Source organism: Ferrimonas marina, from assembly GCF_900129905.1.
Taxonomy (GTDB): Bacteria; Pseudomonadota; Gammaproteobacteria; order Enterobacterales; family Shewanellaceae; genus Ferrimonas; species Ferrimonas marina.
This window is the reverse complement of record NZ_FQXG01000006.1, coordinates 254,892-275,403: the sequence shown is the minus strand read 5'-3', so window position 1 is coordinate 275,403 and position 20,512 is coordinate 254,892. Positions and strand designations below refer to the sequence as shown.

Annotated in this window: 22 protein-coding genes; 16 read left to right on the top strand and 6 right to left on the bottom strand. The window is 63.7% G+C overall.

Going from position 1 to position 20,512, the window contains the following annotated elements; translation table 11 throughout:
• Nucleotides 1-31 precede the first annotated feature (31 nt).
• The 8 genes from BUC04_RS15815 (at nucleotide 32) to BUC04_RS15780 (ending at nucleotide 7,889) form a co-directional block, all read left to right on the top strand.
• Nucleotides 32-853, top strand: a complete 822-nt coding sequence (locus BUC04_RS15815; RefSeq protein ID WP_067664879.1) for an ion transporter — start codon at nucleotides 32-34, stop codon at nucleotides 851-853.
• A 237-nt stretch (nucleotides 854-1,090) separates the two neighbouring features.
• Nucleotides 1,091-1,627 (top strand): ATP-dependent protease subunit HslV, encoded by a 537-nt coding sequence (gene hslV / locus BUC04_RS15810; RefSeq protein ID WP_067664881.1) that lies wholly within the window; start codon nucleotides 1,091-1,093, stop codon nucleotides 1,625-1,627.
• A complete protein-coding gene (gene hslU / locus BUC04_RS15805) occupies nucleotides 1,627-2,955 on the top strand; it encodes an HslU--HslV peptidase ATPase subunit (protein WP_067664883.1) in 1,329 nt (442 codons plus the stop codon). The genes hslV and hslU overlap by 1 nt, the downstream gene beginning before the upstream one ends.
• A gap of 66 nt (nucleotides 2,956-3,021) precedes the next feature.
• Entirely contained in the window at nucleotides 3,022-3,417 is a 396-nt protein-coding gene (locus tag BUC04_RS15800) for a gamma-butyrobetaine hydroxylase family protein (protein ID WP_067664884.1), read from the top strand.
• 211 nt (nucleotides 3,418-3,628) lie between these two features.
• The gene (locus BUC04_RS15795) at nucleotides 3,629-4,660 is read left to right on the top strand and encodes an XdhC family protein (RefSeq protein WP_067664885.1); all 1,032 of its coding nucleotides are present in this window, start codon (nucleotides 3,629-3,631) and stop codon (nucleotides 4,658-4,660) included.
• Entirely contained in the window at nucleotides 4,660-5,229 is a 570-nt protein-coding gene (locus BUC04_RS15790) for a nucleotidyltransferase family protein (protein ID WP_067664887.1), read from the top strand. Before BUC04_RS15795 ends, BUC04_RS15790 begins: the two co-directional genes overlap by 1 nt.
• Before the next feature lie 22 nt (nucleotides 5,230-5,251).
• Nucleotides 5,252-5,749, top strand: coding sequence for a (2Fe-2S)-binding protein (locus BUC04_RS15785; RefSeq protein ID WP_067664889.1), 498 nt, complete (start codon nucleotides 5,252-5,254; stop codon nucleotides 5,747-5,749).
• Nucleotides 5,739-7,889 (top strand): xanthine dehydrogenase family protein molybdopterin-binding subunit, encoded by a 2,151-nt coding sequence (locus BUC04_RS15780; RefSeq protein WP_067664891.1) that lies wholly within the window; start codon nucleotides 5,739-5,741, stop codon nucleotides 7,887-7,889. Before BUC04_RS15785 ends, BUC04_RS15780 begins: the two co-directional genes overlap by 11 nt.
• Before the next feature lie 110 nt (nucleotides 7,890-7,999).
• Here BUC04_RS15780 and BUC04_RS15775 read toward each other — a convergent pair whose 3' ends face one another.
• From BUC04_RS15775 to BUC04_RS15760, 4 genes are all read right to left on the bottom strand, one after another.
• Entirely contained in the window at nucleotides 8,000-9,445 is a 1,446-nt protein-coding gene (locus BUC04_RS15775; RefSeq protein ID WP_200804695.1) for a DUF2867 domain-containing protein, read from the bottom strand.
• 76 nt (nucleotides 9,446-9,521) lie between these two features.
• On the bottom strand, nucleotides 9,522-9,869 hold the full coding sequence (locus tag BUC04_RS15770) for a TraR/DksA family transcriptional regulator (protein ID WP_143165751.1): 348 nt from the start codon (nucleotides 9,867-9,869) through the stop codon (nucleotides 9,522-9,524).
• 158 nt (nucleotides 9,870-10,027) lie between these two features.
• Entirely contained in the window at nucleotides 10,028-11,089 is a 1,062-nt protein-coding gene (locus BUC04_RS15765; protein WP_067664900.1) for an MJ1255/VC2487 family glycosyltransferase, read from the bottom strand.
• Nucleotides 11,090-11,121: 32 nt separating this feature from the next.
• Entirely contained in the window at nucleotides 11,122-11,646 is a 525-nt protein-coding gene (locus BUC04_RS15760) for a phosphatase PAP2 family protein (protein ID WP_234977437.1), read from the bottom strand.
• 196 nt (nucleotides 11,647-11,842) lie between these two features.
• On the opposite strand from BUC04_RS15760, the gene rraA reads away from it, so the two are divergent.
• Together rraA and BUC04_RS15750 are read left to right on the top strand one after the other, a co-directional pair.
• Nucleotides 11,843-12,328 (top strand): ribonuclease E activity regulator RraA, encoded by a 486-nt coding sequence (rraA, locus tag BUC04_RS15755; protein WP_067664901.1) that lies wholly within the window; start codon nucleotides 11,843-11,845, stop codon nucleotides 12,326-12,328.
• Nucleotides 12,325-13,353: a formimidoylglutamase gene (locus BUC04_RS15750; RefSeq protein WP_067664902.1), complete on the top strand. Its 1,029-nt coding sequence runs from the start codon at nucleotides 12,325-12,327 to the stop codon at nucleotides 13,351-13,353. Before rraA ends, BUC04_RS15750 begins: the two co-directional genes overlap by 4 nt.
• Here BUC04_RS15750 and BUC04_RS15745 read toward each other — a convergent pair.
• Nucleotides 13,348-15,276 (bottom strand): bifunctional diguanylate cyclase/phosphodiesterase, encoded by a 1,929-nt coding sequence (locus BUC04_RS15745; protein ID WP_067664904.1) that lies wholly within the window; start codon nucleotides 15,274-15,276, stop codon nucleotides 13,348-13,350. The two genes, BUC04_RS15750 and BUC04_RS15745, sit on opposite strands and share 6 nt — an antisense overlap.
• Nucleotides 15,273-15,920 carry a transglutaminase-like cysteine peptidase gene (locus BUC04_RS15740; protein WP_200804694.1) on the bottom strand — a complete coding sequence of 216 codons (648 nt, stop codon included), beginning with the start codon at nucleotides 15,918-15,920 and terminating at the stop codon, nucleotides 15,273-15,275. Before BUC04_RS15740 ends, BUC04_RS15745 begins: the two co-directional genes overlap by 4 nt.
• Nucleotides 15,921-16,076: 156 nt before the next feature.
• On the opposite strand from BUC04_RS15740, the gene ubiE reads away from it, so the two are divergent.
• The 6 genes from ubiE to tatC all read left to right on the top strand — a co-directional run bounded on the left by ubiE (nucleotide 16,077) and on the right by tatC (nucleotide 20,507).
• The gene (ubiE, locus tag BUC04_RS15735) at nucleotides 16,077-16,832 is read left to right on the top strand and encodes a bifunctional demethylmenaquinone methyltransferase/2-methoxy-6-polyprenyl-1,4-benzoquinol methylase UbiE (protein WP_067664909.1); all 756 of its coding nucleotides are present in this window, start codon (nucleotides 16,077-16,079) and stop codon (nucleotides 16,830-16,832) included.
• Nucleotides 16,833-16,854: 22 nt separating this feature from the next.
• The gene (locus tag BUC04_RS15730; RefSeq protein WP_082766801.1) at nucleotides 16,855-17,457 is read left to right on the top strand and encodes a ubiquinone biosynthesis accessory factor UbiJ; all 603 of its coding nucleotides are present in this window, start codon (nucleotides 16,855-16,857) and stop codon (nucleotides 17,455-17,457) included.
• Nucleotides 17,454-19,088, top strand: a complete 1,635-nt coding sequence (ubiB, locus tag BUC04_RS15725; protein ID WP_067664913.1) for a ubiquinone biosynthesis regulatory protein kinase UbiB — start codon at nucleotides 17,454-17,456, stop codon at nucleotides 19,086-19,088. The genes BUC04_RS15730 and ubiB overlap by 4 nt, the downstream gene beginning before the upstream one ends.
• Nucleotides 19,089-19,161: 73 nt before the next feature.
• Nucleotides 19,162-19,383 carry a Sec-independent protein translocase subunit TatA gene (tatA, locus tag BUC04_RS15720; RefSeq protein WP_067664915.1) on the top strand — a complete coding sequence of 74 codons (222 nt, stop codon included), beginning with the start codon at nucleotides 19,162-19,164 and terminating at the stop codon, nucleotides 19,381-19,383.
• Nucleotides 19,384-19,386: 3 nt separating this feature from the next.
• Entirely contained in the window at nucleotides 19,387-19,770 is a 384-nt protein-coding gene (gene tatB, locus BUC04_RS15715) for a Sec-independent protein translocase protein TatB (RefSeq protein ID WP_067664917.1), read from the top strand.
• Between the two features lie 2 nt (nucleotides 19,771-19,772).
• The gene (gene tatC, locus BUC04_RS15710; RefSeq protein ID WP_067664919.1) at nucleotides 19,773-20,507 is read left to right on the top strand and encodes a twin-arginine translocase subunit TatC; all 735 of its coding nucleotides are present in this window, start codon (nucleotides 19,773-19,775) and stop codon (nucleotides 20,505-20,507) included.
• Nucleotides 20,508-20,512: the final 5 nt, after the last annotated feature.

Here is a 20,512-nt window from a genome sequence, read left to right as displayed (position 1 = left end):
GACTTTTCCACGCCTTGAATCGGAGTACCCCATGCAGTCGGCAGTGATACAGTTCAGTCAAACCCTGGAGCGCTGGGTGGCCAGCCGTGGCTTCCAAGGCGCCGTCATCGCGGTGATCGTGCTGTCGGCCCTCAGCATCGGCGCCAAGACCTATCAGCTGCCCGCCTGGCTGGAGCAGACCCTGGCGCTGCTGGATGGTGCCATCACCGTGTTTTTCGCCCTGGAGCTGACCCTGCGCCTGGTGGCCCACGGCGGCCGGCTGAGCTTCTTCAAGAACGGCTGGAACCTGTTTGATACCGTCATCGTCCTGGTCAGCCTGCTGCCGCTGTCCAGCGCCGATACCGTGCTGCTGGCCCGGCTGCTGCGGATCTTCCGGGTACTGCGACTGGTCTCGCTGGTGCCGGAGCTGCGTCACCTGATCAACGCCCTGATCAAGTCGATCCCCAAGATGGGCTACATCGCCCTGCTGATGTTCGTGTTCTTCTACATCTACGCCGCCCTGGGCAGCACCCTGTTCGCCGAGCTGGAGCCCCGCCTGTGGCAGGACGTCTCGGTAGCGATGCTGACCCTGTTCCGGGTCGCCACCTTCGACGACTGGAACAACGTGATGTACGTGACCCTGGAGGCCTACCCGCTGGCCTGGATCTACTTCATCAGCTTCATCTTTCTCAACGCCTTCATCTTCCTCAACATGATGGTGGGGGTGATCCTGGATGTGATGACCCAGGAGACCCAGGAGGCCACCGAGGCCACGCCGCTCGCCACCGCTGACAGCAAGGAGCAGGAACTGGCCCAGATCAGCCAGGAGATGGCCCGTCTCAGTCAGCGCCTAGCCCAGCTGCAGCAACGTTAAACCCCAGGGTCGGCATAAGCCGGCCCTCTTTTTTAGGGCCTGCCCAGCCCCGCCGGCCCGCCCACCGAGTCTGAACGCCGCCTGTTCAAACCGGCCCGGTTTGGCCCATTTTGCCGCCCCAGGGTTGATCCCCTCTGCCACCATCCCCACATCTACACTAATCCCAAGCGCCGGCTGCGTCCGGCGTCACCGAATCACGGCGGCCCGAGCCGCCCACCAAAGACTAAGGGCATATCCATGACCACGATTGTGTCTGTGCGCCGGGGCGACAAGGTCGTCATCGCCGGCGATGGCCAGGTTTCCCTGGGCAACACCGTAATGAAGGGCAACGCCCGCAAGGTGCGGCAACTGCTCGGTGGCAAGGTACTGGCGGGCTTCGCCGGCGCCACCGCCGACGCCTTCACCCTGTTTGAACTGCTGGAGGCCAAGCTCAGTGCTCACCAGGGCCAACTGACCCGGGCTGCCGTCGAACTGGCCAAGGCCTGGCGCACCGAGCGCTCGCTGCAGAAGCTGGAAGCGATGCTGATCGTCGCCGACAGCGAGACCAGCCTGCTGATCTCCGGTAACGGCGACGTGGTCGAGCCGGAGCACGACCTGATCGCCATCGGCTCCGGTGGCAACTACGCCCAGGCTGCCGGCCTGGCGCTGCTGCAGAACACCGATCTGGACGCCCGCACCATCTGCGAAAAGGCGCTGACCATCGCCGGTGATATCTGCGTCTTTACCAACAGCCATCAAACCATCGAAGAACTGCCCACCAAGGAGGCCAACTGATGTCCGCGATGACCCCCAGAGAGATCGTCTCCGAGCTGGACAGCCACATCATCGGTCAGTCCGGTGCCAAGAAGGCGGTGGCCATCGCCCTGCGTAACCGCTGGCGCCGGATGCAGCTCGGTCCGGAGCTGCGTCAGGAGGTGACCCCCAAGAACATCCTGATGATCGGCCCCACCGGTGTGGGTAAAACCGAGATCGCCCGGCGCCTGGCCAAGCTGGCCAACGCCCCCTTCATCAAGGTGGAAGCCACCAAGTTCACCGAGGTGGGTTACGTTGGCAAAGAGGTGGAGCAGATCATCCGAGATCTGACCGACTCCGCCATCAAGATGACCCGCGAGCAGGAGGTGGAGCGCAACAAGTTCCGCGCCGAAGAGGCCGCCGAGGAGCGCATCCTCGATGCCCTGCTGCCCGCCCCCAAGGACCAGTGGGGCAACGAACAGAAGACCGACAACACCGCCACCCGCCAGGTGTTCCGCAAGAAGCTGCGGGAAGGCCAGCTGGACGACAAAGAGATCGAAGTCGACGTGTCTCAGTCCCAGATGGGGGTGGAGATCATGGCGCCTCCGGGCATGGAGGAGATGACCAATCAGCTGCAGTCGATGTTCCAGAACCTGGGCGGCCAGCAAAAGAACCGCCGCAAGATGAAGGTGAAGGACGCCCTCAAGGCATTGGTGGAAGAGGAAGCCGCCAAGCTGGTCAACCAGGAGGAGCTGAAGGAGAAGGCGATCGAATCGGTGGAGCAGAACGGCATCGTCTTCCTCGATGAGATCGACAAGATCTGTAAGCGCGGCGAGGTCTCCGGCCCCGACGTGTCCCGTGAAGGGGTGCAGCGCGACCTGCTGCCGCTGGTGGAAGGCTGTACCGTCAACACCAAGCACGGCATGGTCAAAACCGATCACATCCTGTTCATCGCCTCCGGTGCCTTCCAGCTGGCCAAGCCGTCGGATCTGATCCCTGAGCTGCAGGGCCGTCTGCCGATCCGGGTGGAGCTGGAGGCGCTGACCGCCGAGGACTTCGTCCGCATCCTGACCGAGCCCAACGCCAGCCTGACCGAGCAGTACATCGCCCTGATGGCCACCGAGGGAATGACCATCAGCTTCACCGAGGACGGCATCGCCCGCATCGCCGAAGCGGCCTGGCAGGTCAACGAGCGCACCGAGAACATCGGCGCCCGTCGTCTCCACACCGTGATGGAGCGGTTGATGGAGGAGATCTCCTTCGAGGCCTCGGACAAGGGCGGCCAATCCCTAGAGATCGATGCAGCCTACGTTAACCGCCACCTGGATACCCTGGTGGAAGACGAAGACCTGGCCCGCTTTATTCTCTGATTAGTGCTGGGTGCCAGGTGCCAGCAAGCCCGGCACCTGGCCCATCTCAACCAACAAGGAGTCGTCATGAGCCCCAAGGTGACCGGCATCAAGCTCAAACAGGCCTCCCGTGTGCTGGAGGTGCAGTTTGACGATGGCAAGGCCTTCTCCCTGTCCTGTGAGCTGCTTCGGGTCTGCTCCCCCTCCGCCGAGGTGCATGGCCATGGCAACCCTAAACTGGTGACCAACAAGCGTGAGGTCAACATCAGTAGGATTGAGCCGGTGGGAGGCTATGCGGTCAAGCTGGTGTTTGATGATGGTCACGACAGCGGACTCTACTCCTGGAAGTACCTCTACGAGATGGGGCTGAACCAGGCCAGTCTGTGGGAGGATTACCTGACCCGGCTGGCCGCAGAGAAGGGGTCACGGGAGCCGATGATCCCGATACAGGTCCAGTTTCACGACCCAAAATCCAATGACTAAAACCACCGCGAGGTGGTTTTTTTTTGCACAAATATCAGAAAAACAACTATTAACAATGGGGCCCCAAATTTTTCCAGCGCTCCTCGGATTTTTAGTCAAGACTCTAGTCAGGGAATGAGAGCCATCAGGCCGACTAGAGACACTTAGGGCAACCACCATCAAACCAATAAGGTGGCCCAGGGTGGATCCGAGTAACTTGAAAGGACATCTCATGACTTACCACCCGCAACACCTGATTGAACAATGGCTGCCCAAGCGCGACAGCCAGCAATGGGTTCTCGGTGCGGTCTTCAGAACGCAGGGCTCCGCCTATCGAAAGGCCGGAGCCCTGATGCTGTTTGGCGATAACGGCGAGCAGCTCGGATTGCTCAGCGGTGGGTGTCTGGAGAGCGACCTGCAGCGAAAGGCGATGCAGGTGATGCAGACTCGGGAGGCCCTTCAGGTACGCTACGACAGCGATGATGAGGAGGACGTCAGCTACCAGCTGGGGATCGGCTGTGGCGGCGTGGTGGAGGTGATGCTGCATCCAGTGGAGCACAGCAACGACTACCTCGGCCTGGTGGCCCTGTACAAGCAACTGAGCCAACATCAAAGCGCCGTCTGGGCATTGGCACTGCCGGAGCGCGGCCTGCCCAGCCAGGGGCTGCATCTGGATGGCACCACCCCCACCGCACTGGAGCTGCCCAAGTTCGGCGACCACACCCTCACCTTGCAACTGGGCAAGGAGTGGCTGGTCAACCGCTACCAGCCTGTCCCCCACCTGGCGATCTTCGGTGGCGGTGCCGACGCCCGCCCCCTGGCGGGCCTGGCGACCCAACTGGGCTGGCAGGTCACCCTGATCGATCCCCGCCCCAGTCACGCCCGTCGGGAGCAGTTCCCCACCGTGCACCGGGTGGTTCGTGCCGCCCCCTCATCGGTGCTGGACAGCCAATGGGGCCAGACCGTGGACGCCGCGGTGGTGATGAATCACCAGCTGGAACTGGACGCGGAGGCGCTCCATGCCATCGCCAACCTGCCGCTGCGCTACTGCGCCCTGCTCGGCCCCAGCCACCGCAAACAGCAGGTGCTGTCAAAGGCCAAGATCGAGCACTGGCACTGCCACTGCCCACTGGCGGGTCCGGCGGGGCTGGCCATCGGTGCCCAGCTACCGGAAGGGATCGCCCTGGCGATCCTGTCGGAGTGCCACGCCGCGCTGTTTGGTGGCAAAGGGGGCTCCCTTAGTCAGGTGCTTTGCCGCCAGTAATGAACACCATCGCCTTGCTGATGGCGGCGGGGCAAAGCCGTCGCTTCGGTCGCCCCAAGCTGCTGGAACCCTGTCACGGCAAGCCGCTGCTGCACCATGCCCTCAGCCCACTATTGTCACGCTACGGCAATCGTCTGTGGGTGGTGCTGGGGGAGAACCCTGCCGCGCTGTTGCCCCACCTGGCCGGTGCCGCCTGGCTGCACTGCCCGCAAAGCCAGCTGGGCCTGGGCCACAGCATCGCCGCGGCGCTGCGCCAACTGGCGGACCAACCCTGGGACGGGGTGTTGATCGCCCTGGCGGACCAACCCGCCGTCCCCCTCTCTCATTTCGACCGTCTGACTCAACGCTTCCAGGCCACCGGCGAAATCGTCGCCAGTGGCTATGCTGGTATCAAAGGTGCGCCCGCCCTGTTTCCCCGCCACTGCCTGGCGCAACTGCAGGCGCTGGAGGGCGACCGCGGTGCCCAGGCGCTGCTGCGGTCGGTGCCCCGCTCCCAAGTCATTGAGCTGGGCCAGGCCGCCATCGACATTGACGAACCCGCCGATCTGCAGCGCTTCCTGGCGCAATAACGGCAAACCACGGAGCTTCACCATGAAGATGACCCTCAACATCAACGGCACCGAGCGTTCCGTCGACGCGGCCGAGGACATTCCCCTGCTCTGGCTGCTCAGGGATGAGTTGCAGCTGACCGGCACCAAGTACGGCTGCGGCATCGCCCAGTGCGGTGCCTGTACCGTGTTGATCGATGGCAAGGCCAGTCGAGCCTGTATGGTTAGAGCCAAATCGGCCCAGGGCAAAACCATCACCACCATTGAGGCCAACCAGTCGGCCGAGGGCCAGGCGGTTACCGCGGTCTGGGACGCCACCAATGTGCATCAATGTGGCTATTGCCAAAGCGGCCAGGTGATGGCCGCCACCGCGCTGCTGATGAAGAACCCCAACCCGGACGACAAGGCGATCGATCAGGCCATGTCCGGGGTGATCTGCCGCTGTGGCACCTATGAGCGGGTTCGCCGCGGCATCAAGCAGGCTGCCGAGCAGCTCAAACGCAACGCCCAAGCCGCCCCGGGAGGTTCCCATGATGTTTAGACGCACCGGCCTGAGCCGACGCCGCTTCCTGCAGGTGATGGGAGGTACCGGCGGTGCCCTGGTCCTGGGCCTGCAGCTGCCCCTGGCACGGGCCGAAACCCCCAGTGGCGAGCAGCCACAAAACTGGGACCCCAACGCCTTCATCACCCTCTATCCGGACAACCGGGTGGAGATCCTGATCAAGCATCTGGAGATGGGCCAGGGGGCCTTCACCGGCCTGGCCATGCTGGTGGCGGAGGAGCTGGATGCCGCCTGGGATCAGCTTGAAGCCAAGCCGGCACCGGGTAACGCCGCCCTCTACAACAACCTGATGTGGGGGCCGATGCAGGGCACCGGCGGCAGCACCGGCCTGTCCTCCTCCTACCTGCAGATGCGCCAGGTGGGGGCCGCAATGCGGCAGATGCTGCTCGCCGCTGCCGCGGCGCGCTGGGGGGTATCCGCCAGCAGCCTGCGTACCGAACAGGGCCGGATCTACAACGGCGAGCAGAGCCTCAGCTACGGTGAACTGGCCGAGGCGGCGCAGTCCCAGGCGATCCCGGAGACCGCCAGCCTGGCACTGAAGGATACCAAGGACTTTATCTACATCGGCAAGCCCCAGCGCCGGCTGGACCTGGGCAAGACCACCGGTGCTGCGGTCTACACCATGGATCTGCAGCTGCCGGAGATGCTCACCGCCCTGGTGATCCATCCGCCCCGCTTCGGCGCCAAGGTCAAGGAGGTCGACAGCGAGAAGGCCAAGTCCATGCCCGGGGTGGCCGGGGTCGTCACCTTCTTCAATGGCGTCGCGGTGGTGGCCGACAGCTTCTGGCAGGCCAAGAAGGCACTGGACCAGGTCAAGGTCAGCTGGGATGAGGCCGAGGCAGAGCGGCTGGATACCGACGCCATGTTCGCCGAGCTCAAGGGGTTAACCCAGCAGCAGGGGCTGATCGCCGAACAGAAGGGCGACAGCGACAAGGCGATGGCCTCCGCCGCCAAGACGGTGGAGCTGGAGTTCACCACCCCCTTCCTGTGCCACGCCACCATGGAGCCGATGAACTGCGTGGCCCGGGTCGACAAGGACGGCTGCGAGCTGTGGAGTGGCTTCCAGATGCCCACGGTGGAGCAGATGGGGGCGGCCCAGATGCTGGGTCTGAAACCGGAGCAGGTCAAGGTCAACGTATTGATCGCCGGCAGCAGCTTTGGCCGGCGAGCCAATCCTGTCGGGGACTATGGCATGGAGTGCGTCGACATCGCCCGCCAGTTCCCGGGCCGACCGGTGAAGATGATCCGCACCCGCGAGGTGGATACCCGGGCAGGCTGGTATCGCCCGGCCTACTACAACCGGGTTAAGGCCGGGGTCGACAGCGAGGGCAAGGTGGTGGCCTGGCAGCAGCACATCGCCGGTAAGCGGGTCACCGAGGGCACCCCCTTTGCCGAGTTCATGATCCACGATGGCATCGATCACACCAGCATCGAAGGGGCGGTGGACCTGCCCTACGCCATCGCCAATACCAACATCCTAGTGCACAACCACAGCCATAAGGTGCCGGTGCTGTGGTGGCGCGCGGTGGGGCACAACCACACCGCGCTGGCCAAGGAGGTCACCATGGACGCCCTGGCCCGGACAGCCGGCCAGGATGCGGTGGCCTTCCGTCTGGCCCACGGCACCAACCCACGCTACGACGCGGTGCTCAATCTGGCCGCGGAGAAAGCGGGCTGGGGTAAGGATCTGGGCCCCAACCGCGGCATGGGAGTGGCGGTGCACTTCTCCTTCGAGAGCTACGTGGCGCTGGTGGCCGAGGTCAGCGTCGATGGCAACGAGGTCAGGGTCGACAAGGTCACCTGTGCGGTGGATTGCGGCCTGGCGGTCGATCCCGACGTGGTGGCGGCGCAGATGGAGGGCGGCATCGGCTTCGGCTTGGGCCAGGTGCTGTTCTCCAAGCTCGAGCTGGCCGATGGCAAGGTTAAGCAGGGCAACTTCAACAACCACAAGGTGGCGCGGATGCGGGATATGCCGGAGATCGCGGTGCACATCATGCCCTCCACCGAGCCCCCCACCGGGGTGGGCGAACCGGCCACCGGGGTGATCGCCCCGGCGGTGGTCAATGCCATTGCCGATGCCACTGGCGAGTATCGTACCCAGATGCCGCTGATGAGCTGATCCGCAGCCCCACCCAGCCGGAAAAAACGGCGGCCTTTCGGCCGCCGTTTGCTTTGTCGCAGTGTCCTATGCCGCAGTATCCTATGCCGCCATGTCCTATGTCGCCGTGCTTAAGCCGGTGCCGGCAGGGCATCGCTGCCGCTGAGCCGACCGATGTTGGCCACCATGCGACGAAACAGCAGGATGTGGGCCGGCAGCATCGCCCACCAGTACATCAGGCCCCAGGCACCGGAAGGGTACCACCAGCAGGTCAGGCGCAGTTCAGTCTGGCGCCCAACGGGGTGCAGCTCAAAGGTCAGGCCGCCCATGCCCGGCGCCTTCATGCCGAACAGCAGGGTCAAGCGGCGTTGAGGCTGATGCTCCGCCACGGTCCAGGAATCGACCCGGTCGCCCAACGCCAGCTTAAGGGGATCGCGGCGGTAGTAGGCCAGCCCACGCCCGCCCACCATGGCATCCATCGCCTCGCGGATCCGCCACAACGGATCGAAAGCGAAGTAGCGTGGCGCCGCACCGATCTGGCTGATCACCGACCACACCTCCTGGGGGGAGGCATCGATCAGCCGCTCGGCGCCATCCTGCTTGGCATAGAAGCCGTACTGGGGTTGCCAGCGCCGGCGCAGCAGTGACGCCAGCGGAGGAGACGCCGAGGCCACCTGCTCCCGCTCCTGGGCCAGGGACCAGCGCACCGCCTGTTCAAAGCCCATCAACTCGCGAGGCAGTAAGGCCTGGATGGCGCTGTCGTCCGCCAGCAGATCCTGCTTCAGCCCGCCGACCAGCGCCTTGGCAATGCCGGTGGGCACCGAGGTGATCCAGCGCAACCAGCGCGCCGACAAACCCGGGCTGAGAAAGGGCACTGCCAGGATCCTCACCGGTCGATCGACGATCCGGCCAAAGGCCCGCATCTGCTGCTCGTAGCTGAGCACATCCGGCCCGCACACATCGAAGCTGCAGCCCTGGGTTTGCGGCACCGACAACACCCCGATCAGGTAATGGAGCAGATCCGGCAGGGCGATGGGCGCCATCTTGGAGCGCACCCACTTGGGGGTGATCATGCCCGGCAGGTTGTAGACCAAGTCACGCATCACCTCGAAGGCAGCGGAGCCGGGCCCGATGATCACCGGCGCCCGGATCTCGGTCACCGCAGCGCCCCCACTGCGTAGCAGCTCACCGGTCTGGCTGCGGCTGCGCAGATGGGTCGAATCGGCGCCTTCCGGATGCAGCGCACCCAGATAGATGATCCGCTTTACCCCGGCCTGCTGCGCCGCCTCGGCCAGGTTGCGGGCGCCCTGCTGTTCGCGCTGGTCGAAGCCCGCGCCTTCGGTCATGGCGTGGATCAGGTAGTAGACGGTATCGACCCCTTCGAGGGCCTCGGCCAGGGTGTCCTGCTGCAAAACGTCGGCCCGGCACAGCTCCACCGGCCAGCGACGCAGGGCCAACTGCGCCGGACGCCGGCTGGCGGCACGCACCGGATAGCCCTGCTCCACCAGCGCCGGTACCAGGTTGGCACCGACAAACCCACTGGCCCCCAGCACCAGTACCTTTGGTTGCTCACTCACCATCTCATCCCCTTGCCCATAGGTCTCTGGTTCTCCCTACGAGGTGGTCGCGGCCCAGGTTCACCCGGGTGCAGGATCAGCCCTGGCCAGAACCCTCGGCAAAGCGCGCCTCGGGCATCAGCCGAAGACGCTCAAACGGGATCGGCTCACCGCTGCGCTGACAGACGCCATAGCACCCCTGCTCCAGTCGCTCCAGGGCCTGACGCAGCTCCTCGATTCGTGTCTGTTCCCGTTCCATCTGCTGCTCCTGGGTACGGCGCTGGGTCTGATAAAACGCTCGCTCGATGGCATCGGCGTAACAGGGCGGTTTGGCCCGACGGGCCTGGTCTAACTCGTTAAAACGCTGCTGTGCCTGGGCCAGCTTGCTCTCCAGGGCCTGTTGCAACTCTGCCCGCTGCACTGGGCTCAGTGACGCTGTCGCCATCCCCTCTCCTTCTGTTTCGACCGAGCATTCTGTTCCGACCGAGCATTGCCGGGCTCACCCACGCTGCTCGCTCCCTTTAGCTTACACCGCCTCCCCTGGCCCCGGAGCAGAAACAACAACGCCACCGCAAGCGGTGGCGTTGTCTTAGTCAGGCCGGTTCAGTAGGCGGTGGCCCACTTGTGCTTCCAGGCCTCCGGCAGCTGGGCATCTTGCCAGGCAGCGCGACACAGGCTGGCGACGTCGTCCCACTCCTTCTTCAACAGCCACTGCACCAGGGCGTCCCCCATCTGCGGGTAGCCGATGGGCTCGATCCCCGGTGCCTCCAGCCATTGGCCGATCTTGTCCGGATCCATCCCTTTCATGGTGTCAGCTGCGCCCAGCAGCTCCAGCGCCATGGCGTTGGATAACTGCTCGAACTGGCCCTGCAGAGGCTTAAGCAGCAGCTTCTTACCCAGCACCAGGGCCTCGGACACCAGCTCAAAGCCGGCGGAGCAGATCACCCCCTGACAGCGGGCCAGATCGCGCTGGAAGCCATCGCGGCAGAAACCGCTCCAGCGCACGTTAGCAGGCAGTTCGACACTGGGCTCACTGCCATGGTAGACAGCAAAACGCTGCGCCGGCAGGCGGCCCAGCAACTGGGCGATGTCGTTGGCTTCCTCAAACGGCAGGTAAACCAGCACCTCACCGCTTTGCTCATCGGTGGGGTCGATGGCCTCAATAAAGGGCGGCAGCAGGTCACAACCGAAATGGTGCCAGTGGCAGCCCAGGGCCACGGTGGTTGGGGCGAAGTGTTTCATGATCAGCCGGTTGACCCAGCTGTCGCCGGTCACCGGCACCGGGTGATTAAAGGCATTCTGGTGGCTGATGCCGATGCAGGGCTTGCCCTGCAGCTTAGCGGCCCAGGCCGATACCGGTTCGAAGTCGTTCAGCACCAGATCGTAGCCGGACAGGTCCAGGGCCTTTACGTCCCGGCGCCACTCCAACAGGCGGTTCTCCATGGCGGTGGCTACCATCTGGATCTTGCCGGCCTTAGTGACAAAACTCAGGCCACGACGACACTCAAACTCGCCAAAGATATCCATATCAAAGTACTTGTCCCGGGGGCGACCGGAGAACAGGTAATCGACCTCGACCCCGGCACGGGCGAAGGCGGGGGCAATAACGCGAGCGCGCGTCAGGTGGCCGTTGCCGGTTCCCTGTACACCATAGAGAATGCGCATAGATTGGCTTCCTAGAACGGGTGGTTGATGGATTAAGCGACCCAAGACAGTCCCAACTGGGCGGCCCAGAGGCCCAGGGTGGCACCGGCCAGCACATCGCCGGGGTAATGCACCCCCAGCAGCACGCGGGACAGGCCGACCAAACTAGCCCAGGCAAACGCCAGAGGGGCCAGGGGCGGCCAATACCAGGCCAGCAAGGAGGCAAAGATAAAGGCCGCCGCGCTGTGGCCCGACGGCAGGCTGAATTTGTCGTGGGGCTGAACCGTGGCAACCACGTCCCCCATCACGTGACAGGGGCGGCAGCGCTTGAGGCTGTTCTTCAACAGCCAGTACAGCGGCAACTCGACGGCAAAGGCCGCCAACCCCGCCAGCAGGAAGGTGACCCCTCGTGCGCCACCGGTCTCTGCCATCAGGATAGCGAACAACAGGTAGCCTGCGCCGTCACCGCTGAGGGAGATCCCTCTCGCCGTCGGTTTCCAGACCGCCTGACCGGGCATCTGTTGCAGCCGGGTCATGGCGTTACGATCCAAGCTGTCGAGTTTTTGCCACATGGTCATCCCCCCAAGTTTCCAATTTCAAATTAGGGGGTTGGAATGACAGCCCGGTGACATCGAACCGACTGCGGTGTGACAGCTTTGTGGCCACTGTGTGACAATGGCCCCAGCTCGCCCTCTCTCCTTTGGCCAATGCATTGCATTTCAATGTTTTTTGGCTAATTTGGTCAGGACTGATGGCGCAGATAAGGAGCCCTCCATGCACTACAACACCTCAGAACTCTGTGATCTCTACGGCGATCAGATCGACGTGGTTGAGCCGATGTTCAGCAATTTCGGTGGCTGCCCCTCCTTCGGTGGCCAGATCCATACGGTGAAATGTTTCGAGGACAACAGCGCCATCGCCGAGGCGCTGGAGCAGGATGGCCAGGGCAAGGTGCTGCTGGTGGATGGCGGCGGCTCCATGCGGCGTGCTCTGGTGGATCAGGAGCTGGCCAACCTGGCGGTCAGTAACCAGTGGGAGGGGCTGGTGATCTACGGCTCGGTGCGTGACGTCGACGCATTGGAGGACCTGGACCTGGGGATCATGGCGCTGGCGTCCATCCCGGTGGGCGCCAGTCAGCACGGTGAAGGCCAGCTCGACGTCCCGGTCAACTTCGGAGGCGTCACCTTCATGCCGGAGGATCACCTCTACGTCGACAGTACCGGCATCATCCTGTCGGAAGACCCGCTGGACATCGAATGACGCTGAACCCGGTTGATCCCACCCGCCACCTCTCCCCCCGCCCGGGCGAACAACGCCTGGGTGAGGTCATGCTCCAATGGCAGGGCCAGCCGCTGGCAGCCTGGCTGGCCGAGGTGCAGCAGCTGGGGGGCCGGTTTGTGCTGCTGGGGGTCCCCGAGTCCATCGGCCCGCGGGCCAACTGCGGTCGCGGCGGGGCCGAGCGGGGCTGGAGTGCGTTTCTGGACCAGTGGCTCAACTGGCAATCCAACCCGGCCTTCGATGGCCGATGCATGGCGCTGCTGGGCAGCCTGGCGGTTGAGGACCTGATGCAACAGGCCGACGCGCTCGACCCTAGCCAACATGGCCAGCTTGAGCAGCTTCGGGCCCTGACCGAACAACTGGATCAGCGCCTGACCCCGGTGATCCAGGCTGTGGTGGCCGCCGGGCTGGAACCTGTGGTGATCGGCGGTGGCCACAACAACGCGCTGCCGATCCTGGCCGGGGCCAGTGCCGCGCTGAGCCAGCCACTGGCGGCAGTCAACCTGGACCCGCATGCCGACTTTCGCCGTCCCGAGGGGCGCCACAGCGGCAATGGCTTTCGCTACGCCTGCCAACAAGGCCACCTGAATCACTACCAGGTACTGGGACTGCACGAGCAAAAGAACAACGCCGAGGCGATGTCGGCCATGGCCGAAGCGGGGGTGAAGTGGTACAGCTTGCAGCGGATGTGGCTATGGCAACAGCCGAACCTGGCGGACGTACTGGCCAGCGTGCTGGCTCAGCTGCCGTCGCAGCCGCTGGGGGTGGAGGTCGACCTGGACGCCATCAGTGAGATCCCCAGTTCCGCCGTCAGTCGACTGGGCATCAGTCCGGATCAGGCCTGCTACCTGGTCCATCGCCTGGCCCAGCAGCCCGGTGCCTGTTATCTGCACCTGGCGGAGGGGGCACCGGATGACCAGCCGGGCAGCGCCCGTCGGGTGGGACAGATGCTGGCGGAGCTGGTGCTGAGCTACTGCCAGGGCCGGCTTAGTCGCAAGACCTCATAACGGCTCATCCTGCTCCCCCATCGGCCGGGGGGGAGCCACCGCGAAGCCTTGGACCCCGTCGATCCCCAACTGCCAAAGTCGCTGGGCCAACTCGGCGTCCTCCACCTGTTGCGCCACCACCTTAATGCCCCGGCTGTGCGCCGCGGTGATCATCAACTCCACCAGGTCAACCTGGCTGGGATCGCCCATCAGCGCCTGGGTATAGCCGGGATCCAGCTTGATGCCGTACAGCCCCGGCTTGGTCACCATCATCATCCCCGAGGGGGTGGCGTGATCGAGCCAGACCCTGGCACCGGCGTCCCCCAGGGCACGGACAAAGCGTTGGGTTTGCTCCGTGTCCATCAGACAGGCCCGCTCCGGCACCTCGAAGCCGATCCGGTCCCAGTAACCGGACACCGCCTGGCGCAGTTTACCCAGGAACACCGGATCCAATACCGACTCCGGGGTTAGGTTGTAGGTCAGCGCGTTCAACTCCGGCTGGGCCTCCAGTCGGGCGACCACCGCCTGCAGCACCGCGATGTCCAGCTGCTGATGGTTCTGCTGCTGGGCCACCAGTGCCATTACCGGCCCGGGGGAAAGCCAACGCTCGCCATCGTAGAAGCGGGTCAGGATCTCATGGGCCAGCGGTACCCCTTTACCATCTTGCGCGGTTTGCAGCAGCAGCTTGGGGGCGTTGGCCAGGATCCGGGCCATCTGTGCCTCCTGCTCAGCCCGCTCCGGCACCTCGGTATGATCGCCGGAGTCCACCAGGAACAGGCTGCGCTCGTTGCTGGCCAGGGCATCCGCCATCAGCTGGTCCAGGCTGCTCTCCAGCTGGTCGACCTTCTCATCCAGCCGGTACGGGGTGGCCACCATCAACACCCGGTCGCCGCCGGCCTGCATCAGGTTGACTCCCAGGCGCTGGCGGATCTCCCCCTCCACCTGGGCCAGCTCCGCCGGACCGGCACCGGGGAACATCAGCTGAAAATCGGCGTAACCGGTGCGGTAGACCCGGGCATTGGGTACTCGTAAGGTCACCTCCCGCAGGATCCCGGCCAGGGTCTTCAGCAGGCTGTGCTCCGCCTCGACCCCGCCTTTGACCTCCACCTTGTCCAGCCCCACCAGGTGCAGCTTGGCCAGCATGCCGCCATCCATCTCCCGGTCAGACAGCTGCTGCTCCAGCCGCTGCCGAGCCCGGGACAGGTTGCCCAGCCCGGTCTCCTCATCCAGCAGGGTCTGGGCCCGCAGCCGGTCCATCCGCCGTACCTGTTGCTTAAACATCGCCTCGGAGGTGTCCACCATCTGGTTCATGGTGCTAACCAGGGAGTTGAGCTCGCGCACCCTGGGCAGGTGCTTCTGCCGGATATACTGGTGCCGACGCAGCCCGCGGGCCTGCTCCTCCGCAAGCTTCAACGGCTTAAGCAGGTGGTTGAGCACCAGGCCGCCGCCCAGCAGGGCCACCGCCGCCAGTACCGCGCTGGTCAGCATCGCCACCCGGCTGATGTCCCACAGGTATTGATAGCCCGCCACCACGTTGGCCTGCACCTCCACCTCGGCCACCAGCCGCCACTGGGCATTGACCTGGCTGATCATCGACGGCGACTCCAGCGGCAGCATGGCGGTGAACCAGGCGGGGACACCCTCGATGTCGACCCGACTGCTGCGCACAATCGACCGACTGCCATCCAGGCTCTCCAGCCGCACCAGCTGCAGATCGCCGTTGTCAAAGATGCTGTCCACCATCGACTGGGCCAGCACCCAGTCCTCATCCGCCAACACCGGGGTCAGTGACAGCCCCAACGAGGTGGCGGTGTCCAAGGCATGATGGGACAGCTGGTGATTGAGCAGCTCCTGGGAGCCACGCAGGAACAGCCAGAGATTGGTAGTGGTGAGGATGCCGACCAGCAGCACCAGGGTCAGCATCAGTAAGCGGTATAGCGTCATCCCTTGGCCTCCTCGGCTAGCCGTTCCATCAGTTCCCCCCAGAGATCCACACCGCTCTCGCCCACCTTGAGGCGGATGTCGTTGTCGAAGGTGCGGGCCTTCCACAGCCCCTTGGCGTTGAAGCTGTACACCGGTACCAGGTCCGGTCGGCGATTGCCGGGTTTGATGGCATCTATCAGGTTATCCAGCACCAGGGGCATGTCTCCGGGGGTGTTGGTGTAGAGCAGCACCATGTGGGCCTGGTTCAGCTCCACCGCCTTGGCGTACATCAGGCGAAGGTGGGCGACGTCGATGCCCAGCACACTCAGGGCCATGTACTTGGCGATGACGAAGTCTTCACAGTCACCGCCGCCACTGGCAACGGTCTCCAACGGGGTGGCCCAATAGTCGTCGACGCCCCAGTGGTCGATGTCATCAACGAATTCGAACTGATTAAAGTAGCGGTTTACCACGTCCAGTCGTTCCCGCACCGGCCGTTCGGTCCGGCGCTCTTCCAGCACCCAGGCCTTAAGGTCTTCCAGCCGTTCCCTGCCCTCGGGCCCATAGCGCTCCTCAAAGGCTGATAACCGGCCCGGATTGAAGTACTCAAGCAGGCTCTCTTCGACGTCGTCGGCCATCGCCCAGACCGGAAAAAACAGCAGCAACAGCAGCCCCCTCAGCACGGTTCATTCCGAGGTTGTGGCCCGGCGTCACAGTTCATTTATCCACCTCAAAGGTTTGCCCTGTCCCCGTTTCTGTTGGTCGCGTTAAAGTGTAGACTGTGCCGACACTTGAGGAAGCAAACACAGGATCTCGACACCATGGCCGACGGCGGTGACAACAAAACCCATTTTGGTTACCAGCAGGTAGATGCTGAGAAGAAAGCGGAGATGGTGGCCGACGTGTTCCACTCTGTCGCATCCAAGTACGACCTGATGAACGACGTAATGTCCTTCGGCGTGCACCGCTACTGGAAGCGCTTCACCATCGAATGCGCGGCAGCACGTCCGGGCATGAAGGTGCTCGACCTGGCCGGTGGTACCGGTGACCTGACCGCCAAGTTCTCCCACCTGGTGGGCGACACCGGCGAGGTGGTGCTGGCGGACATCAACGACTCCATGCTCAAGGTGGGCCGCGCCAAGCTGCAGGACCAGGGTGTGGTGGGCAACGTCAACTACGTCCAGGCCAACGCCGAGGCCCTGCCCTTCCCGGACAACCACTTCGACATCATCACCATCGCCTTTGGTCTGCGCAACGTGACCCAGAAGGACAAGGCGCTGGCGTCGATGCTGCGGGTGCTCAAGCCCGGCGGCAAGCTGCTGGTGCTGGAGTTCTCCAAGCCGCTCAACCCGATGATGCAGAAGGCCTACGACTTCTACAGCTTCAAAGTGATCCCGCAGATGGGCAGCATGATCGCCGGTGACAAAGAGTCCTACCTCTACCTGTCCGAGTCGATCCGCATGCACCCGGACCAGGAAACCCTGAAGAACATGATGCTGGAAGTGGGCTTCGACCAGGCGGACTACGTCAACATGACCAACGGCGTGGTCGCCCTGCACCGCGGCTACAAATTCTGATCCCCCAGCCAATAGGAAGGCGATGCGGATAGCAACATTGATGGCGGCGGGGCTGGAGACGGCCCTGGCGCAGCTGCTCAAGCAGCACCCCTCCAAGCACCCCCTGGCCCAATGGCAAGGCCAGGTGGTCCAGCTCGAGCTGACCGAGCTGAAGACTCCCCTTTACCTGATCATGCGTGACCCGATCCAGGTCTACAGTCGCTACGAGGCTGCCCCCCAGGCACGTCTGGCCCTGAGCATGGCGACCCTGGTGCAGCTGCGTCAGGGCGACAGCCTGTCGGACCTAGTCAAGCAGGGTGCATTGACCCTGGAGGGCGATGCCGCCCTGGCGGGCAAGCTGGCCCAGTTGCTGGGGGCGATCGAGCCGGATTTCGCCGCGCCGTTAAGCCACCTGGTGGGGGACGCCATGGCCCACCGCATCGACCAGTTCGGTAAGAGCCTGTTCGCCTTCGGCCAGCAGCAAAGCTCGCGCCTGGCACAGCACGGCGCCCTAGTGGCCCGGGAAGAGCTACGCCTGGCCCCGGGCAGCGCCGAGATGGCCGACTTCAGCGACGAGGTTGAGCAACTGGCGCAGCGGGTCATCCAGCTGCAACAAAGGATCGAACAGCGCGAGGCCAAGTCATGAGTTGGCGCGCCCTGCGGCGTGGCTTCACCATCCTCAAGGTGCTACGCCAATATCAGCTGATCGATCTGCTCCCTGCCGAGCGCCAACCTACCCTGCTGCGCCTGCTGGATCGTGCCCTGGTGTGCTTTCCTCGCCAGCAAGCACAAGCCCCGGTGGCCCAGCGGCTCAAGCTGGCGCTGCAGAGCCTGGGGCCGGTGTTCATCAAGTTCGGCCAGATGCTTTCCACCCGGCGGGATCTGCTACCGGATGAGTTGGCCGATGCCCTGGCACTGCTGCAGGACCAGGTGCCACCGTTCGACTCTCAGCTGGCCATCGAGCGCATCGAGGCGGCCCTGGGCCACCCCATCGAAGAGGCCTTCGACGATTTTGATGCCACCCCGCTGGCGTCCGCCTCGGTGGCGCAGATCCACACCGCCCGGCTCAAATCCGACGGTCAGGCGGTGGTGCTCAAGGTGATCCGACCGGGCATCGAGCAAACCATCCGCTCAGATCTGAGCCTGATGGAGTGGGGCGCCAAACTGGTGGCCAGCAGCCGCCACGGCCAGCGCCTGCACGCGCCGGAGGTGGTGGCCGACTACCGTCGCACCATCCTGGCGGAGCTCGACCTGGTGCGAGAGGCGGACAACGCCCGTCAACTGCGGGTCAACTTCGAGGGCTCCGATGCCCTCTACGTGCCCGAGGTGTTCCCCCAGTTCAACCACCGCGACCTGATGGTGATGGAGCGGATCGACGGCATCCCAGTGACCGACATCCCCGCCCTAAAGGCCCAAGGCACCAATATGAAGCGCCTGGCGGAGCGTGGGGTAGAGGTGTTCTTTACCCAGGTCTTCCGCGATAACTTCTTCCATGCCGACATGCATCCGGGCAACATCTTCGTTGCCCGCGAGCACCCGGAGGATCCCTACTACATCGGCATCGATTGTGGCATCGTCGGCCGCCTGTCCGAGCAGGACAAGCGCGACATGGCCGCCATCTTCCTGGCCTTCTTCAACCACGACTACCGTCAGCTGGCCCAGATCTTCCTCTCCACCGGCTGGGTCGACGCCAGTGCCGACCTGGCGGAGTTCGAGTTTGCCCTGCGCCAGGTGTTCCAGCCACTGGAAAACAAGCCGCTGTCGGAGATCAGCTTCGGCCACGTGCTGGTGTCGCTGTTCCGCACCGCACACGAGTTCGGCATGGTGGTGAAGCCCCAGCTGGTGCTGCTGGAGAAGACCCTGCTCTACATCGAAGGACTGGGCCGCCAGCTCTATCCGGAGCTCGACCTGTGGGCCACCGCCAAGCCCTTCCTGGAGCAGTGGATGACCGAGCAGCACAGCCCCCAGGCCCAGCTCAAGCGCTGGAAAGAGGTGGCGCCGAGGCTGTCCGAACAACTGCCGGAGCTGCCCGAGCTGCTCCATGAGAACCTGATCCTGGGCCGCAACCTGCTGGCCAACCCTGGACAGGTTCTGAACCGCTACATCCTGGAGCGTCGCCGACAGCACACCAGCAGCCTGTTCTTATGGGGCGGCGGTGTTTTGGTGATCTCAAGCACAATCTTGCTCGGTAAAACCGTTACAATCTGGCCCTCTGCCACCCTATTTTGTTTAGGTATCCTGGCTTGGCTAGTGAGCTGGCAGATTAGGAAACCGTAACGACTAGCGGTACACTGAACCTTATTCCTGCGGCCCATCGCGGCGGGAAAACACCGACACACGGGGACACAACATGGGTAATTTTGGTATCTGGCAACTGCTGATTGTTGCATTGATCGTCGTACTGCTGTTCGGCACCAAGAAACTGCGTGGCATCGGCGGCGACCTGGGTGGCGCCGTGAAAGGCTTCAAGAAGGCGATGTCCGACGAGGAAGCCGCTGACAAGAAGGCGCTGGAAGACGGCGACAAAGCCGAGCGCACCACCACCGAGCAGAAAAACAAAGAACAGGCATAAGCCATGCTCGATGGATTCGGCTTTTTCGAACTGATCGTCATCGCCGCTTTGGGTCTGATTGTGCTGGGCCCGGAGCGACTGCCTGTGGCGGTGCGCACCGTCTCAGGCTGGATCCGCGCCATCAAACGGATGGCCGGCTCGGTCAAGACCGAACTGGAGCAGGAGCTCAAGATTGAGCAGCTGCAAGCGGACCTGAAGAAGGCCGAATCCAAGGGCTTGAAAGACCTGGACCCGGATCTGCAAAAGTCCATCCAGGAACTGAGGGACGCGGCCCAGTCCGTGACCCGCCCTTACGAGGCCAACGCTGCATCGACGACTGACTCGGCCCCTGCCGCCGAGCAGAGCGAGCCGGCCGCCAAGCCGGAAAGCGCCCAGACCAAAGAGTAACTATGTCCGAACAACAACCGTTGATCAGCCACTTGATGGAGCTGAGGACGCGGCTGATGCGCGCCCTGGGCTCGGTGTTTGTGGTGTTTTTTGCCCTGGCCTACTGGTCCAACGACATCTATCACTACCTCTCCCAGCCACTGCTGTCAGTGATGCCGGAGAGCAGCTCGATGATCGCGACCGACGTGGCGTCGCCCTTCTTCGCCCCGTTCAAGCTGACCCTGGTGGTCTCCTTCTTCATCGCCATCCCCTACGTGCTGTACCAGATCTGGGCCTTTGTCGCGCCGGGCCTGTACAAACATGAGAAGCGGATGATCATGCCCCTGCTGGCCTCCAGCAGCGTGCTGTTCTACGCCGGTATCGCCTTTGCCTACTACGTGGTATTCCCCGTGGTGTTTGGCTTCTTTACCAGCGTGGCACCGGAAGGGGTGCAGGTGGCGACGGACATCAACAGCTACCTCAACTTTGTGCTCAAGCTGTTCTTCGCCTTCGGGCTGGCATTTGAGATCCCGATCGCGGTACTGTTGCTGTGCTGGACCGGCGCCACCACGGTGGAGAGCCTCAAGTCCAAACGTCCATACATCGTTGTCGGCGCCTTCGTCATTGGCATGGCCCTGACTCCGCCGGACGTAATCTCCCAAACCATGCTGGCGGTTCCCATGCTGCTGCTGTTTGAGGTGGGATTGCTGTTCGCCCGGATCTACAGCCCTAAACAGGACGAAGACGACGCCGAGTAATGCCA

Excerpts from the sequence above, each read along its gene's own strand:
- BUC04_RS15815 (WP_067664879.1), top strand. The coding sequence starts at position 32 with ATGCAGTCGGCAGTGATACAGTTCAGTCAAACCCTGGAGCGCTGGGTG.
- hslV (WP_067664881.1), top strand. The coding sequence starts at position 1,091 with ATGACCACGATTGTGTCTGTGCGCCGGGGCGACAAGGTCGTCATCGCC.
- hslU (WP_067664883.1), top strand. The coding sequence starts at position 1,627 with ATGTCCGCGATGACCCCCAGAGAGATCGTCTCCGAGCTGGACAGCCAC.
- BUC04_RS15800 (WP_067664884.1), top strand. The coding sequence starts at position 3,022 with ATGAGCCCCAAGGTGACCGGCATCAAGCTCAAACAGGCCTCCCGTGTG.
- BUC04_RS15795 (WP_067664885.1), top strand. The coding sequence starts at position 3,629 with ATGACTTACCACCCGCAACACCTGATTGAACAATGGCTGCCCAAGCGC.
- BUC04_RS15790 (WP_067664887.1), top strand. The coding sequence starts at position 4,660 with ATGAACACCATCGCCTTGCTGATGGCGGCGGGGCAAAGCCGTCGCTTC.
- BUC04_RS15785 (WP_067664889.1), top strand. The coding sequence starts at position 5,252 with ATGAAGATGACCCTCAACATCAACGGCACCGAGCGTTCCGTCGACGCG.
- BUC04_RS15780 (WP_067664891.1), top strand. The coding sequence starts at position 5,739 with ATGATGTTTAGACGCACCGGCCTGAGCCGACGCCGCTTCCTGCAGGTG.
- BUC04_RS15770 (WP_143165751.1), bottom strand. The coding sequence starts at position 9,869 with ATGGCGACAGCGTCACTGAGCCCAGTGCAGCGGGCAGAGTTGCAACAG.
- BUC04_RS15765 (WP_067664900.1), bottom strand. The coding sequence starts at position 11,089 with ATGCGCATTCTCTATGGTGTACAGGGAACCGGCAACGGCCACCTGACG.
- BUC04_RS15760 (WP_234977437.1), bottom strand. The coding sequence starts at position 11,646 with ATGACCATGTGGCAAAAACTCGACAGCTTGGATCGTAACGCCATGACC.
- rraA (WP_067664901.1), top strand. The coding sequence starts at position 11,843 with ATGCACTACAACACCTCAGAACTCTGTGATCTCTACGGCGATCAGATC.
- BUC04_RS15750 (WP_067664902.1), top strand. The coding sequence starts at position 12,325 with ATGACGCTGAACCCGGTTGATCCCACCCGCCACCTCTCCCCCCGCCCG.
- BUC04_RS15745 (WP_067664904.1), bottom strand. The coding sequence starts at position 15,276 with ATGACGCTATACCGCTTACTGATGCTGACCCTGGTGCTGCTGGTCGGC.
- ubiE (WP_067664909.1), top strand. The coding sequence starts at position 16,077 with ATGGCCGACGGCGGTGACAACAAAACCCATTTTGGTTACCAGCAGGTA.
- BUC04_RS15730 (WP_082766801.1), top strand. The coding sequence starts at position 16,855 with ATGCGGATAGCAACATTGATGGCGGCGGGGCTGGAGACGGCCCTGGCG.
- ubiB (WP_067664913.1), top strand. The coding sequence starts at position 17,454 with ATGAGTTGGCGCGCCCTGCGGCGTGGCTTCACCATCCTCAAGGTGCTA.
- tatA (WP_067664915.1), top strand. The coding sequence starts at position 19,162 with ATGGGTAATTTTGGTATCTGGCAACTGCTGATTGTTGCATTGATCGTC.
- tatB (WP_067664917.1), top strand. The coding sequence starts at position 19,387 with ATGCTCGATGGATTCGGCTTTTTCGAACTGATCGTCATCGCCGCTTTG.
- tatC (WP_067664919.1), top strand. The coding sequence starts at position 19,773 with ATGTCCGAACAACAACCGTTGATCAGCCACTTGATGGAGCTGAGGACG.